Below are 13833 nucleotides of genomic sequence, written 5' to 3'. Positions count from 1 at the left end.
CTAGCTTGAGCTTTCGCGCCTTCTGCAGTTTTAAGAAGAACACACAGAGCTATGTCCAAACGCGATTACTACGAAGTCCTTGGCGTCAGCAAAGGCGCGGACGAAAAGGAGCTGAAAAAAGCTTACCGCCGGGTGGCGATGAAATATCACCCGGACCGCAACCCCGACGACAAAGAGGCGGAAAACAAATTCAAAGAGGCCAACGAGGCCTACGAAGTGCTTTCCGATCCGCAAAAGAAAGCGGCCTACGATCAGTTCGGCCATGCCGGCGTTGACGGCCAGGCGGGCGGCGCCGGTGCCGGCGGCTTCGGTGGCTTCTCCGATATCTTCGGCGACGTGTTTGGCGATATCTTTGGTGGTGGTGCCGGTGGCGGCCGCCGCGGACCGGCGCGCGGTTCCGACCTGCGCTACGACCTGGACCTGGATCTGGAAGACGCGGTGCGCGGCACCACCGTCAAGATCAAGGTGCCGACCCTGGCCAACTGTGGCACCTGTCATGGCTCCGGTGCCAAGGCCGGTTCCAAACCCCAGACCTGCGGCACCTGTGGTGGTGCCGGTCAGGTGCGTATGCAGCAGGGCTTTTTCTCTGTCCAGCAGACCTGCCCCAACTGTCGCGGACGCGGTACCGTAATCACCGATCCCTGTGGCAGCTGTCACGGTCGCGGTCGCGTGGAAGAAACCAAAACCCTGTCGGTCAAGGTGCCGCCGGGTGTGGATACCGGTGATCGCATCCGCCTTGCCGGCGAAGGTGAAGCCGGTCCCGATGGCGGCCCGGCCGGTGACCTGTATGTGCAGGTCATGGTGCGCGAGCACGAGCTGTTCCAGCGCGATGGCAAAAACCTGTATTGCGAAGTACCCATCAGCTTTGCCACCGCTGCCCTCGGTGGCGAGATGGAAGTGCCGACCCTGGATGGCAAGGTCAAACTGAAGATTCCGGCAGAGAGCCAGACCGGCAAACTGTTCCGCCTGCGCGGCAAGGGTGTCACCCCGGTGCGCGGCGGCGCACCGGGTGATCTGTTATGTCGTGTGGTGGTGGAAACACCGGTAAATCTCACCGCCAAGCAGAAAGAATTGCTGGAAGAGTTCGCGGGCACGCTCAGCGAAAAGAAGAACTCCCCACGTCAGACCGGCTGGTTTGAAGGGGTGAAGAACTTCTTTGGTGACATGAAGCTGTAACTCAGCAGCGCAGTAAAAACCCGGCAAATTAGCCGGGTTTTTTTATGGGGCAAGGGTCGGCTGCAACACTTATTCCGCTAGTCCAGATAGCATACCTGTGGCGGCGCGTGCATCAGGAAATTCTGATGTGAAATATTCCACGCGTATGCACCGGCCAGAGGAAATACCAGATAGTCCCCGATAGCCAGTTCGTTAACCGGTTGCCGTGCCGCCAGCACATCCTTTGGTGTACAAAGCTGCCCGACGAGTGTAACGGACTCGTGACTAATGGCCTTACCCCGTTTGCGGCCTTCCAGCACAAAAAATGGATGGTCATGGGATTGCGCCGCCGGTGTACGAAAATGGTGGGTGCCGCCGTGCCCGATTGCGAAGTACTCCCCGTGATTGTGCTTGATATCTAATACTTCCATCACGTAGTAACCACAGGCCGCGGAAATGAAGCGGCCGCACTCAAAGCGTACCTTGGTATCCCCCAGGTTTGCCTGTTCCATCAATACTGCCAGCCCCCGGCAGAATCTCTCCCAGTCGAAATGATTTGCCTGTTCGCCATAGTCTATTCCCATGCCGCCGCCGACATTCAGTATTGGCAAGTGCAAGCCATATCCTTCACACCACCGTCGGAACGTGGAGAAGTAAAGCTCAATCAACTGGAGATGGGTATCTGCACACAATTGATGTGACATCATGTGGAAGTGAAACCCCTGCAGTGACAGCCCCGGATTGTCGCGGATCAGGGTGAGCGCGTTGTCCAGATCCTGCGGATCGAGTCCGAAAGGACTGGGCTTGCCGCCCATGGCGAGCTTGGTGAGGGCGATCCCTTCCAGTGGAATGTTCATTCGTAACAGAATGGGAACCTGCTGGTCTCTTTGCGTGCTGAGCTGAGCGAGCCTGTGCAACTCGGTGAGGCTTTCAACATGAAAGTATTCGACTTGCTTGTCCAGAGCACTGGCAAGTTCGCTTTCCAGTTTCCCCGGCCCGCCGAAAATCAGTGACATCTCCGGGTGGGTTTCATAAAGCCAATCGAGCTCGCCTCCGGACGCCGCTTCAAAGCCTTCCACCCAGGGGGCAAGTGCTGCGAGGATCCTGCGGTCTGGGTTGGCTTTTGCGGCGTAGTACAGCTGCGTATTTTCCGGCATTACTGAACGCATGGCTGCGATATGCCGCTGGAGGTCTGCCAAATCGTAAATATATGCGCAGACAGGCTGCGATGCAGAAGCCACGGATTCAATGGCCTGTTTTAATCGGTGTTTCACATTAATTACCTGTTTCTATCTGGTGCGCAATGTGTGTTCTGAGCTTTGATGGTTCTGGCTTATGGGCAACAGCAACAGCGGGTTTTTCAGATTGGTGTAGCCCGCCTGGAAATCCGCTTGCTTTAACAACCGTGTCGTAAAGTTATTTTTGGATGGTATCGTCTCCCCGAGCAGTAGTTGGTCCAGCTCAGGCTGAGCACCATTTTCATCCTGCCACTGCTCAACGGCCGTTCTTAGAAGTTGCCAAAGCTCGCACTCGAGTCTTATGTTTTCCTGGCAGTTATCTTCATCATGCCCTGCCGCAAGGTGGAAGATGGCCTCGCTAAAATTATTCACCAGCAGGCAGTAAGCGATGCGCTTCCATCCCTTTTCCCGCTCGTAATAGACCGACTGTCGCGCCCGCGCTTGTAATTCGGAGAGCTGTGTAGCAGGCCAGAACTCGGGTAACAGCTTGGTGCCTTCGAGATCGCGAATCCAGATTTTATGGGGAAGGCCATTGTGAAACCCGATTACCGTATTTTGCAGGTGAGGCTCAAATACGACCCCCTGCTTGAAAAAGTAATAAAAGATACCGCGCAGGCTTATTTCTATGTATCGCTGGAACCAGTCCAGTGCGATTTCTCGATAGCTAATACCTGACTGGCGGCAGTGGTACGCTAGTTGAGTGGCAATGATGCTGTTTCCGCGAGCGTCACAGGTGAACAGGCTGGCGGCCAGTTGCGGTCGCAGGTTTTTATTAGCGCGGGCGCTCAGGTTTTCCCGGAAAAGGATACCGAATGATTCCATGCAATCTCTTGCAGAAGATTCATTCATGCCGAGCTCCCTGGCCAGGGCACCCAGGTCTAGCGTGCTTGCCAGTGGTTCGTACATCACCTGGAAGTCCGGACAGTATTCACGGGCTTCAGTAGCAAGCGGTCGTAGCAAGCCTGTCAGCGATACCGCACTGTGCAGCTCATACCAGGCATTTTTTCGAATGCAGTTGGTCAGTCTCACATGAATGGAAAATTTCATCTGTAGATCAAGGTCTTCCCGATAAACCGTTCGCACCGATGACGTTGGCTGTACGGGATTGCCCAGCTCGCCTCGAGGCTTGAGTAATCCCTGTTTGATTGCCGCCAGTATTAGCGGCTGCTTCAACAGGTATTCCGCCTCCCAGGGATGACAGGGATAGAGATACCCACTTTGGCCGTGTAAATTTCGCAATACATTCTCTGCCTTTTCGGTCTGATTCCCCAAAATTCGGATCAGCTCCGGTGAGACTTCAAACCAGAAAAGCGGAAAGCTTGCAGAGATTTCAGGCGAACACTGCAGGAGGGTCTCGAGAGGCACACCGTGCCGGCTTTTCGGGCTGGGGTGCAGTGCATGCCCCCAAAGCAGGCTTTGCTCGGCACGGATAAAGCTATTTCCAGTTTGATCTGGATTGACTTTGCTGCTGCCGAGAAATGCCTGGGTAATGTCTCGGCTATTTTGTACCTGCTCGAGCAACTCTTCATTGAACTCTGCGGGCAATATCAATGAAAGGTGGTTCAGAAGGAAGGTACATAGCTCCAGGGTTTCCATTGCGAGCCAGGGAGAGCCTTCCTTTTTCACGAAGGGCTTTCCCAGGAAACGACAGCGGCCGATGTTACTGACCTGTTCGGCAACGGCGAGCAAACGGGCGCCGGACTGTGGAAAATTGAGCAGGACCCATTGGCCACTGGATTGCGCTTTGAGTGATCTCAGCGAAAGTGGGCAATCGGCAAGTTCGTGATGAAACGACACTTCATTGGCGTTCATTGCGCGCTCGCGGATATAGCAGTTCAGCAGGCAGGTGGTGGCATTTTTGTCAGAGAGCTCTGCATTGATCTGGGTCTGAACTGACTCAATAAACTTCCGTATTTCCATGGATTTTCATACTCCCGGTTTTGAATGCAAGCAGGGTAATAGCTATCCCGCAACTTACTGCGGATAGGAGGAAAGGCGTGGCACTGTGCTGGATTGACGTCGAGGTGGCGGCACCAAGCCCTGCCAAGACGCCGCCCCACTTGCCGGCAGAATCGATAAGGCCAAAAGTACGTCCGGCCTGAGCTTTGTCGACTTGAGCGCTCAACAGGCGATTGAGTCCGGTATACGCAAACACTACGCCGATACCGAACAGGAGCCTCAACGGCCAAAGCTGTTCGAGTGATACCGCCAGGTATTGCCCTGTACAGGACAATCCCAGGCACAACAAGCCAAGTAACGCCTGGCCCTGCGCAGGCAGCCGTATTTTTCCAGCGGGTACAATCAGTAGGATGTACACGACGTGTGGCAGGCTATATAGGAGGCCAACAAGTCCCTCTGTTGTCACACCCAGCGTATTGGCATAGGGCAAAAAATAGGGGTAGGTAGCGACCATGGCGAAGCAGAACAGGAACTGGAGAATGAAAAGCAGGTGTAGTGCCCGGGGGAGAGGAATGGCTCCCGCTCTCCTGTTGGAGCTCGTATGTGGCGTGTCCGCCGGTAGGTTCAGCGTAATGAGTACTGCGGTAAATGGCAGCAGAGCGAGATAGCGATAGACCTGTAACGGCGCTATCCATTGCAACGTGACCCCGAGCAGTATCGGCGCAATTATGAGAGCCATTCGTGCGGAAACCTGAGTGAGGTTCAGACTCTTTGCGAGTGTCTCGCCTTTCTGTTGGGTAGATAAAAATGCATTGGACGCGGCTATGGTCCCGCCACATGCGCCCTGCACAAGAAGCCCGATGGCGAATGTGGAGATGGATTCCGCAAAACCGCACAAGAGGAAGCCAATGATCAGCCCCAGTTGCGCGCGAAGCAGCGACGTACGCTTGCCAAAGCGATCCGCAAAGCGGCCCCAGAGAGGCGCGCTCAGGGCGGTACACACACTTGGCAGGGTAAACAGCAGGCCAACCCAGTAGCCCGGAAGGTTGGCATCCAGGTTTTGCAATATTCGCGGAATAAACAGCGTCATGCCCAGCACGCTGAAGGCTGAGAGGAAGTGGCATAACAGGACGCTGCCCACGAAGGCATTCATGTTACTGCGCATTGGTCAACCTCAGGAAATTTGGTGCAGATTGACCGTAATGCTTGTTGATGTCAGCGGCACCTGAACGACTTTTGCTGAGCAGGCTTCCGGCGCTGAGCAGGTACTTTATGGGGAGGAATTCCTGTCGCAGCAAGGATTGAGTCGCGAAAGTGGTGTCCACTCCGTCACGTTGCAAGCAGTCGAGCTCTACCTGTAAATATTTTCTTAATTTTTCATACAGGGGGCGCCGACTGGCCAGACCGCGCTGGCAAACCGCCTCGATAATGACCGCAATATTCAACTGTAACGTGATGGTGCAGAACATTTGTGCCAGTGGCAGTTCTTCGTCAACCCGAATACGTGCATCACGCAGATCTTCGATGGCTGATTGCAACTCGGGTGCCGCGGAAATACAGCGAGAAGACAAGATGCGGGCCGAGTCATTGTCTTTCATGATCAGGCCGAGGGGCTTGCCCTCACAAAAGTTCAGTACGGCGTTTTGCTGGTTGGCCTCAAGTGCGATGCCGTAAACAAGCCACAGGCGCAAGTGCACCTTGAGCATCAGGGATAGATATGCATCGAGCCAGGCGTGCAGGTCTCCTCGGTAAAATTGGTCGGCCAGATGTTCGAGATACAGCCTCCCATCAGGCATCGGGCTCGCCAGCGCTGCTACCGGTACCAGCGTCGATTCCTGCAGTTGCTCGGCGGGGTAGCGGCGCAGGATGAACGCAAGCTCGCGAGATTCTCCGCAATGTCCACCGGTCTGTTCGTCGCAGTGCAGATAGCTGCCGCGTAATACCGGGTCGCGCTTTGCTATCTCCGTCAGTAGGCGGGAAAAAGTATGGCCGTCATACAGGGTTGAGGGTTTGATCGAACGGATATTTTTGGCCCCCAGCGTACTCATGCTGAGGGGTATTTTGATATGCAGATCCGGCTGGTCTACAAACATGACCGTTCGAACCGAGAGGGTAGGCAGGACTTCCCGTGCGCTATTGGGGGCCCGGATGACCCCTGCGTGCGGAAGCGTCAGATGCTCCCAGGTCAACGGGTGTACCGGTAGCAGATAGTGGCTGTGTGAAAAGTCTTCCGGTAAACCGACCTCGCTAAATGATGGCCAAACGGATGGCAGTGGCGCGGTCAGGGTAAGTAGGGGTTTTTCTACGGCCAGCCACCGCAGTGCAAAGCTCGACATAAATTCCGGGGCGTAGCGGTGCAGGTCCTCGTCGTCTAGGCCGTGCTTTGCCCTGGCAGTCGGGTAAAAGGGGTGGTCGAGGTACGAGGCCACCTGCTCGCTGTAAAGCAGTCGCTGCCACCAGTGTGGTCGTGCGGATAGAGGCAGGCTTAACACCACCTCTTGGTTTCGGTACGCCTCGAGACATAAATCGCGATGACGTACCGCGGTCTCCGATTCTTGGCTGTACGCGGAAAAAAGTGCCTGTGTTTCTTCATCCTGCGAACATGCAAGTAGGGACAACCAGTGACGATAGCCTCGCTGCTGCAGCCATTGGTCCTTGCTTTGCACCAGCCACTGGTCGCCAGTAGCGCGCCAGCTTTGCATAAATTCATGTTGTTCAACTGGCAGATAAACCGTGCCCTTGCCGGTGGTAAATGTCAGCCAGTAGTCGCTATATAGCGCTACTGTAGATCGCACTGCCGATGTTGGACATTCGCGCGTGACAGTGGCGTGGGCAAGGTCACCAATTTGTTCGCGAATACAGGCGTTGATGATACGTTGCGTAATGTAGCTTTCGGCCGCTTCGCTCATGCTTGGATTCTCCACTCGAGAGTGCTGCAGAATTCCTCGACGGCGCTGTGGAGGTCGATAGAGGCGCTGGCGATAGCGGTTACCACGCCAATGTAGTCTTTGTTGGAGCGCGATAAGCGGATGGTTTCCCCTTGTTTACGGAGTGGCTGGTAGCTGAATTTCACACCGTTTTCCTGCCGTTGAATTTCTCTTGTCTGCTCGACCACTTCACCTTCTTGTTCCGCTATCAGATAGTGAATGATTGCCTGGTCCTTTGGCGCGCTAAATGCGGGGAGCGGTTCACCTTGGTGGAGTTGCAGGATGGGTATGAACCATCCTCCGGGCAGCAGTTCATCGAGTAGAAATTCACGGCCATCGCCGATGCTCCGGTAATTGATTTCTACCAGTTTCGGCCCGGATTCGGTCGCAATGAATTCGCTGTGGCAGACGCCGAAGTGCATACCGAATTCCCGCAGTTGTGCCAGTGCCTGCTCGCGGTACCGCATACTGTTTTTTCCATTCCATACCGCGCTGTGCTCGATGAAATCCGGTGGCTCGGAAAGTGTTACATCAAAACCACCAACCGCAATCAAGTCATGCCCGTCACCCAGGGTTTCCAGTGTGAACAGGTCTCCCTGCATATATTCCTCCAGCAGAACGGGAGTGATCGGATTGGCGCGACGGAATACTTTCAGGTATTCGGTGAGCTCTTCCGCGTTCTGACACATGCGCACATGCATGCTTGCCACGCCCTCGCGGGGTTTTGCGACGACCGGATAGCTGAGCTGTGTGGGAAGACTCTGGGTTGGCAGTAGCAATTCAGAGCGGGGTGTCGGGAGTCCTAGTTTTTCCAGGCGATTGCGCATAGACGCCTTGTTCTTGGCGGAATAGCAGCGGCGCCAGTTTTTTCCGGGTAGAGAGAAATACTCGGCCACCAGGGCGGTGACCGTCTGCAAGTGGTCACTATTGCTGAACACCATATCCGGTGAGAGGTCGTGACTGCTCAGGAGGTCAATCACGGCAAGGGGATTGAATACATCACATTCGAGAATGGTGATGGGTAGCTCTACTGACTGTTCGACAAGGTGCTGTTTGTGCGCCAGGCCGCAATCGGTCACAAGTGTGACTTCATAGCCCAGTTCCAGGCTCGCGGGGAGGAAGCCGCGCACGATAGCGGGATGGAGGATGTGCGTAATCAATACCATTTGACGGGACATTGCGATCTCCTTTGCAGATTGTGGAAACCGGGGAGCAAATTGCCCCCCAAAGCTCGGCTGCCGCACCGTCGGATTACGCCGTCATCAGATGAATTTAATTCCCCATTTTTTCAGGGGTTTTCAAACTGATGACAAAATTATTTCCTCTGTGCCAATCCGTCGGTACAGGTAACGGTGACGGAGCATACATAGGGAAACCCTGCTTGTATATCTAAATGAAAATGTTTATCATTTGAGTTAATTGGTTCGGGACGTGTGTCCCAATTGCTGTTGTCGGGCGGCTTGCTGGATCAAACCTCAGGCAGGTGGCAGCAGGTTATTTACGAAAAGTAATACGGGAAAAGGAAGTCGAAGCCGTGCTTCAAAAAAATTCGGCCAAGGAAAAAATGCTTCGCCGGCAAGAAGTGTATGGCATTCTGAATTCTGTGCCCTCGCCGCTAGTTTGCGAAATGATCGGCGCTGCAGGCTACGACTTTATTATTCTCGATACCGAGCATCTGCTGGTGAATCCCGCGGAGCTGCAGCACTGTATTCGTGCTGCGGAGTCTTTCAATATAACGCCCCTGGTGCGTGTGCCGAGTAGTGACAACGCCCTGATTGCACGCGCATTGGATGCTGGTGCCCAGGGCATAGTGATTCCGCGTGTTAGCAGTGTGGCTCAGGCGCGTACAGCAATTGAGGCGGTGCGGTTTCCTCCCCGTGGGCGACGCGGAATTACCGGAGGGCGTAATACGGGCTTTGGAGCCCTGAATCTCGATGAGTATATGGCGCGGGCCGACCGCGAAGTTTTACTGGTGTTGATGATCGAGGATCCTGAAGGCGTCAGCGCGCTGCCAGAGATTCTCACGCTCGGTGGCATCGACATGATTCTCGAAGGGGCGCTGGATCTCAGTATTGCAATGGGCCATGGCAGCCAGGTCCAGCATGCATCCGTACAAGCGGCACTCCAGACCATGGCGGGCGCTTGCTTTGAAGCCGGCATTCCATTCTGTGCCATTCCCCGGCAGCCAGCCCAGCTCGATGCGTGGCGGGAAATGGGTGTGCATACCTTCGTTACCGGCGAGGATCGTGGAATTCTGTTTCGCCAGTTGAAGGCACACCTCAATGATTTCAAATCACCAGCCTCCGCGCGGTCCCCTTAATCCCTGCTAATCCCAACTAATCCCAATGTTTGATTTCCTGATATAGGCCAAGGACATTCCTATGCAAAATACGTCGAAATTCTTTCCGCGCTCAATGCTGAGCTGCGCTATCTTCGCTTCCGCTATCGGCGCTGTCGGAGTGCAAGCTGCAGATCGTGAGGGCGAGCCCACAAAAGCCGAGCTGGAAGAGGTTCAGGTTACCGGCAATGTGTTGGGCAACTCGCTGCCGGAAGAAGTGCTCACTTATCCCGGTAATCGCAGTCTGTTGACCGCCGAGCAACTGCAGAAAATGGCCACTCTGTCCATTGATGATGGCCTGCAGCGGGTGCCGGGTGTCAAGATCCAGGATGAAAGCGGCACCGGTGTTTTACCCAATGTAGCCGTGCGCGGCCTCAACGCCAGTCGCTCCGGTTATACCCAATTTCTGGTTGATGGGATTCCACTGACACTGGCTCCCTATGGCCACACCGGTCAATCACTGTTTCCCGCTGCCCTGAAAAGCCTCGATCGTATTGATATTGTGCGCGGTGGTGCGGCGGTGCAATACGGTCCCAATAACGTCGGTGGTGTAATCAACCTGGTTACCAAGCCGATTCCGCAGCAGTGGGAAACCAGTTTGCAGGAGAAGCTCACCATTTTTTCTGGTGGCAATATGCTGACCGATACCTATGCCCGTACCGGTGGTGCGCTAAACGACCAGTTTGCCATTCAGCTCGAAGGTAATCTGATCGCTGGTGATTCCTTTCGCGATCATTCGGATACCAGTGTCGAGAACTGGCTGGTAAAAAGTCGCTGGAATATCGATGCTGGCAAGCAATTGGATCTGACACTGCAGCGCTACGACGCCGATACCGAAATGCCGGGTGCATTGACTGCGGAGGCTTATGCCAAAAATCGGGAGCAGTCGCTGCGGCCCAACGATGAATTCCAGGGGGATACCACCCGCTTTAGCGCGCACTACAAGCAGCAGCTGGGTGAGCTGGGCTTCGCCGATGCGGGCACCTTTGAGTGGATGACGTTTGCGCACAACTCAACGCGTAATTTTCAGTGGGATTTCAGCACCGATCCCAGTGCCAATCACTGGGCGGACCCGGCAGCGCCCGCTACCCTGCTACGCAGTTCACCCCGCGAGTTTGAAGTATGGGGCACTGAGCCGCGGGTGAGCCTCCAGTTCGCTGGCGATGTTTCACATACCCTGACTTTCGGTTCGCGTCTGGTCAAAGAAGAGGTAGATTACAAGCTGGTCCAGACAGTGATCGATACCGGGGTTACCGCGACTCCGCGGGACTGGTTGCTGGAAACCAGTGCGATTGCCGCCTTTGTCAGTGACGAGATTCGCCTGCTGGGTATGCGCCTGAGCGTTACACCGGGGCTGCGCTACGAAAGCGTCGACATGGATTTCACCGATGTGGGTAATGACTCTGCCACGGATAACCGCATCACGGAGCTACTGCCGGGTATCAGTGTGGGCTTTGAGGCCAGCGACAAGCTCTTCCTCTACGCCAATACCCAGCGCTCTTTGCGCGCGCCACAAATCGCCGTCATCCGCGGCACTGGCGACGAGGGGGCGGAGCTGGCGTGGAATTATGAGGCGGGAATACGATTCGAGCCGGCGGAAAGTGCGAGTGTGAGTGCCTCACTCTATCGTATCGATTTTACCGATCAGCTGCTCTACAACAGCAGCGAGCAGAGCTTCGACAATGTGGGTGAGACTCGTCACCAGGGCTTGGAGCTTGAAGGTGCGATTTCCCCCAGTAGCCTGCCGGCATTGCAGTTGCATGTGGCCTACAACTATCTCGATAGTGAGCAGCGCGAGGGCGCCAATATCGGCAAGGAATTGCCCTACGCTTCTGAACATCAACTGAGCTGGGATGCGAGCTACGCCATGGCCGGTATCGACTTCACTCTGTCTGGTTTCTATTTCAGCAGTGCCTACAGTGATCAGGCCAACACGGAAGAGGAGTCGGCCTCGGGTATTACCGGAAAGCTTCCGGCCTACACTGTGTGGAATTTGCAGGTGAGCAAGGTGTTTACCCAGGGGAATGGCTCGGAATTGTATACCGGTCTCTCGGTGAACAATCTATTGAACGATGAGTATTACTTCCGAGGTATTGATGTCAGTCCTTCCGGTCGTTACCCGGCGCCGGCGCGTTCACTCAGTGCCGAGATCAAGTACCTTTTCTGATCGCCCCGCATTTTTCGGTGCCCCTCTCGTCCGCATTTGGCGGTGAGGGGGCGTTCCACATCAGCGCTAATCAATTCTCCGCCAACTGGCTTCTGAAGTCTTCATGATACTCCCGTTGAACGGCCTTGAGTTCTTTAAGCTGTTGTTCGTTGAGTACAGTAATTGCCTCGACTCTGGTGGCCGCGCGGATTGCAATCAGCTTGGCATCCAGCTCTTCTTTTTGCTCCCGGGTGAGTTCTGGTATCTCTTTTCCAGGCTCGATTCCATATTCTTTAAGCACCGCCATCTTCAGTTCGAAGTTTTTTTCCATGAGTGGCAGTAACTTATCCTCCTGTTCGGGCGTTAGTTTCAAGCGGATGGTCATCCAGTCAGCGATGTCATCGTACTTTTCCCAGAAGTCGTCCATCGAGCCCAGCTTTTCGTCGGACGCGTGGCTTGGAAAGGACAGGATACTGGAGAGGAGGATCGCCAGGATGGCGGCGGACAGGTTGGACCAGAGAGAGTTTTGCGAGTCACTAAACATCGGAGGCGCTCCATTCATTCGGGCTACTCAAAGTCTAGTGGAGGAATCTTGTGTCACAAGGTGAACTCTCGGGTCATTTGTCTGGTAGGTTTGCTGGGGTGTTGGCACATCGGGGCCGTGTAGGGTGGGCTCGCATTTTGGTAGGGTGTGCTGGAAAACCGGGGTAGAATCCGCCGCTTTCGCCCGCGGGACCAGACAGGGTCGATTGGGTGACCGATAAACCTCGGTAAAGCAGGAGAGTCAGGGAGTTATGTCAGTAAACATTGCGATTACAGGGTTTGGTGGCCGTATGGGCCGGGTACTGGCGGAAGCGGTGTCCTATGCAGAGCAGGAAGGCAAGGCCCGGCTGAGCGGTGCCATTGTGCGCCCGGGGTCGAGTCTGGGCGGGGCGGATGCCGGGGAAGTGGCGGGGCTCGGCCGCAATGGTCTGGCCATTGTGGACAGCCTGGAAAAAGCCGAGTTCGATGTGCTGATCGACTTCACCTCGCCGCAGGCCACTCTCGCCAATGCGGCCTACTGTGCCGAGCACGGCAAGGCTATCGTGATTGGCACCACCGGGTTTACCGCGGAGGAGCGCGCGCAGATGCTGAGCGCCGGGGATAAAACCCCGCTGTGTTTCGCGACCAATTTTTCAACCGGTGTGAATCTGTGCTTTAACTTACTGGAAACCGCAGCGCGGGTGCTGGGCGATGACGTGGATATTGAAATCGTCGAGGCCCACCACCGCCACAAAGTGGATGCTCCGTCTGGTACCGCGCTCAGTATGGGCGAAGTGATCGCCGATACTCTGGGGCGGGACCTTGCCAAGGTTGCGGTATATGGCCGCGAGGGCCAGACCGGTGCCCGCGAGCGGGAAACCATCGGTTTTGCCACTGTGCGCGGGGGCGATGTGGTGGGGGAGCACACGGTGTCTTTTCTCGCTGACGGCGAACGTATCGAAATTACCCATAAGGCCAGCAGCCGCCTGGCATTTGCCCGCGGTGCCGTGCGCGCCGCGGCCTGGTTAACCGGCCGCGCTGCCGGCCAATACGATATGCGCGATGTACTGGGGTTGAAATAACGCGACGTCCGGTTGCGTCACTACACGCTTTTAAGGAGCGACACTTGGATAAAAAGATCATTGTCGGCAGTGAGGAGTGGTGTGCCTTTCCGAGTCTGGGAATTCCCGCGATCAAGGCTCGGGTGGACTCCGGAGCCAAGACCTCCTGTTTGCACGCCTACAACATCCAGCAATTCAATCGGGGCGGTGAGCCGTGGGTGAGCTTTGAAGCACACCCGCTGCAGAACCTGCGTCGCCCGCGAGTACGCTGCGAAGCGCGCGTGCTGGACCGCAGAACCATACGCAGCTCTTCCGGAGACGCCGAGAAGCGCCTGGTTATCAAAACCAGTATCAGCATTGGCGGCAGTGTATGGGACATCGAGCTGACCCTGACCAATCGCGATTCCATGGGTTACCGCATGCTGCTTGGTCGTGAGGCAATGATGGGGCGGATGCTGGTGGACCCCTCGGAGAGCTTTTGCCTGGGCGAGATCCCTCCCAGTCAGATCGAAGAGTATTACCACGATGAGCACCATATAGCGGGTAC

Annotated in this window: 10 protein-coding genes and 1 pseudogene; 5 read left to right on the top strand and 6 right to left on the bottom strand. The window is 55.5% G+C overall.

Translation table 11 applies throughout. The features are described from left to right. Positions 1–51 precede the first annotated feature (51 nt). Entirely contained in the window at positions 52–1176 is a 1125-nt protein-coding gene (gene dnaJ / locus AU11_RS09965) for a molecular chaperone DnaJ (protein WP_043319110.1), read from the top strand. Positions 1177–1253: 77 nt separating this feature from the next. On the opposite strand, the gene AU11_RS09960 is transcribed toward dnaJ, so the two are convergent. Genes AU11_RS09960 through AU11_RS09940 form a run of 5 tightly spaced genes read right to left on the bottom strand, consistent with a single transcriptional unit; the run spans position 1254 to position 8397 of the window. Beyond that, positions 1254–2429, bottom strand: a complete 1176-nt coding sequence (locus AU11_RS09960; RefSeq protein WP_156035256.1) for a type III PLP-dependent enzyme — start codon at positions 2427–2429, stop codon at positions 1254–1256. A 15-nt stretch (positions 2430–2444) separates the two neighbouring features. After that, entirely contained in the window at positions 2445–4313 is a 1869-nt protein-coding gene (locus AU11_RS09955) for an IucA/IucC family siderophore biosynthesis protein (RefSeq protein ID WP_043319106.1), read from the bottom strand. Next, entirely contained in the window at positions 4291–5457 is a 1167-nt protein-coding gene (locus AU11_RS09950) for an MFS transporter (RefSeq protein WP_081848051.1), read from the bottom strand. Before AU11_RS09950 ends, AU11_RS09955 begins: the two co-directional genes overlap by 23 nt. Then, positions 5447–7201, bottom strand: coding sequence for an IucA/IucC family protein (locus tag AU11_RS09945; protein WP_043319104.1), 1755 nt, complete (start codon positions 7199–7201; stop codon positions 5447–5449). The genes AU11_RS09950 and AU11_RS09945 overlap by 11 nt, the downstream gene beginning before the upstream one ends. Continuing rightward, on the bottom strand, positions 7198–8397 hold the full coding sequence (locus AU11_RS09940; RefSeq protein ID WP_043319102.1) for an acetyl-CoA carboxylase biotin carboxylase subunit family protein: 1200 nt from the start codon (positions 8395–8397) through the stop codon (positions 7198–7200). The genes AU11_RS09945 and AU11_RS09940 overlap by 4 nt, the downstream gene beginning before the upstream one ends. 356 nt (positions 8398–8753) lie before the next feature. On the opposite strand from AU11_RS09940, the gene AU11_RS09935 reads away from it, so the two are divergent. After that, positions 8754–9539 carry an HpcH/HpaI aldolase/citrate lyase family protein gene (locus AU11_RS09935; protein WP_043319101.1) on the top strand — a complete coding sequence of 262 codons (786 nt, stop codon included), beginning with the start codon at positions 8754–8756 and terminating at the stop codon, positions 9537–9539. A 61-nt stretch (positions 9540–9600) separates the two neighbouring features. Beyond that, the gene (locus tag AU11_RS09930; protein ID WP_043319099.1) at positions 9601–11724 is read left to right on the top strand and encodes a TonB-dependent siderophore receptor; all 2124 of its coding nucleotides are present in this window, start codon (positions 9601–9603) and stop codon (positions 11722–11724) included. Between the two features lie 70 nt (positions 11725–11794). On the opposite strand, the gene AU11_RS09925 is transcribed toward AU11_RS09930, so the two are convergent. Next, positions 11795–12247: a hypothetical protein gene (locus AU11_RS09925; RefSeq protein WP_043319097.1), complete on the bottom strand. Its 453-nt coding sequence runs from the start codon at positions 12245–12247 to the stop codon at positions 11795–11797. A gap of 250 nt (positions 12248–12497) precedes the next feature. On the opposite strand from AU11_RS09925, the gene dapB reads away from it, so the two are divergent. Together dapB and AU11_RS18585 are read left to right on the top strand one after the other, a co-directional pair. After that, on the top strand, positions 12498–13307 hold the full coding sequence (gene dapB / locus AU11_RS09920; RefSeq protein WP_043319095.1) for a 4-hydroxy-tetrahydrodipicolinate reductase: 810 nt from the start codon (positions 12498–12500) through the stop codon (positions 13305–13307). A 44-nt stretch (positions 13308–13351) separates the two neighbouring features. Continuing rightward, positions 13352–13753: pseudogene (locus tag AU11_RS18585) on the top strand (ATP-dependent zinc protease); the annotation flags it as partial. Positions 13754–13833 lie beyond the last annotated feature (80 nt).

Source organism: Microbulbifer sp. HZ11, assembly GCF_000708675.1.
GTDB lineage: Bacteria > Pseudomonadota > Gammaproteobacteria > Pseudomonadales > Cellvibrionaceae > Microbulbifer.
This window is presented reverse-complemented; position numbering and strand designations above follow the sequence as displayed.